This window comes from Kitasatospora misakiensis (assembly GCF_042656005.1).
Classification (GTDB): Bacteria; Actinomycetota; Actinomycetes; order Streptomycetales; family Streptomycetaceae; genus Kitasatospora; species Kitasatospora misakiensis.
The window spans coordinates 1-1,376 of sequence record NZ_JBHSOF010000130.1; the positions used below are offsets into that span (position 1 = coordinate 1).

Consider the following 1,376-nt stretch of genomic DNA (forward strand, 5'->3'; position numbering starts at 1 on the left):
AGGGCCTGGGCTGCCAGGTGGTCGAGCTGGACAGCCAGTTCCGCTGCGGCGGCAGTGACGCCTACCTGAACTGGGTGGTGCGTCTGCTGAACCTCGAGCCCGGCGGCCCCGTCGACTGGGAGCCCGACGGGAAGGTCGCCCTGGAGGTGGTCGACAGCCCCCAGGAGCTGGAGGCGTTCCTCGAGGCCCGGCGCGCCGAGGGCTACGGATCCCGCATGTCGGCCGGGTACTGCTGGAAGTGGACGACGAAGGTCGCTCCGGGAGACCCGCTCCCCCTCGACGTGCGCATCGGTGACTGGGCCCGCCCGTGGAACGTGTACGGCGACCGCTCGATCGCCGGCGCTCCGCCGGCCGCCCTGTGGGCCACCGACCCCGCCGGCTTCGGCCAGGTCGGCTGCGTGTACACCGCCCAGGGCTTCGAGTACGACTGGAGCGGCGTCATCCTCGGGCCGGACCTCGTCTGGCGCACCGACCGCTGGGTCACCGACCGCACGGCCTCCAAGGACCCCGTGTTCCGCAAGTCCACCACCGACGCCGACATCGACCGTCTAATCCGCAACACCTACAAGGTGCTGCTGACGCGGGGAATGATCGGAACGGTCGTGTACTCGACGGACCCGGAGACGCGCGCCAAGCTGCGGGAGCTGGTCACCGGGCAGCAGGCAGGACAGATCGCGATGGAGCAGAGCCACCCACGGCCCATGACCGCTCACTGATTCCGGGCAGGACATGGGGCCGTCCAGTCTGCACGATCGGGAACGGGCCACTCGAAGCGGCGTCGGGCGGCGCACGGTCGCTGACGAGTCAGCGACCGTGCGGCCTCTGCCAGCCCGTGTACGCCTGGAGCTGGGGCTCTCGGGCCTCGCCTCGGAAGACCTGTTCGGCGTGCCACTGCCGGTGCCGGACCGCGACCGGAGGAACCCCCGCTTGCGGGCCGATGACCGGCCGCCCGGACAGGGCGAGGACGTGCTGCCTGCTGGCCTCGCTGCGGCCGACGAAGCGCTGTGAGACGAGTATGCGGCGGCCCTCCCCCAGGCCCAGGACGCCCTTGTCGAACAGCTTGTGGTGCAGCGAGCACAGGCACAGGCCGTTGTCGACCTCGTCCGGCCCGTCGTGCGACCACCAGCGCACGTGCGCCGCCTCCAGGCCGACCGTGCTCGCACCCAGCATTCCGTCGTAACCGCAGAAGGCGCACTGGAACTCGTAGGCGGTCAGGACGAGTTCACGCATCCGCCGGTCCCGCTGCCGTCGCGCCGCCCGCTCCCACCCGACCGGGCCGCCGGTCACACCTGCGGCCTCGGCCGGGTCCAGGTCGAGGCCAACGGCTTCGCACAGGTCGGCGTGCAGCGACGGCGGGAAGTGGAAGTCCAGCAGCA

The 1,376-nt window shown here is 71.4% G+C and carries 2 protein-coding genes; one reads left to right on the forward strand and one right to left on the reverse strand.

Features of this window, described 5'->3' with window-relative positions:
- A partial coding sequence (locus tag ACFP3U_RS36865) for a DNA/RNA helicase domain-containing protein (protein WP_380230147.1) occupies nucleotides 1-716 on the forward strand: 716 nt, incomplete at its 5' end.
- Nucleotides 717-804: 88 nt separating this feature from the next.
- On the opposite strand, the gene ACFP3U_RS36870 is transcribed toward ACFP3U_RS36865, so the two are convergent.
- Nucleotides 805-1,376: phosphorothioated DNA-binding restriction endonuclease (locus tag ACFP3U_RS36870; protein ID WP_380230148.1), on the reverse strand; the 572-nt coding region annotated here is incomplete at its 5' end.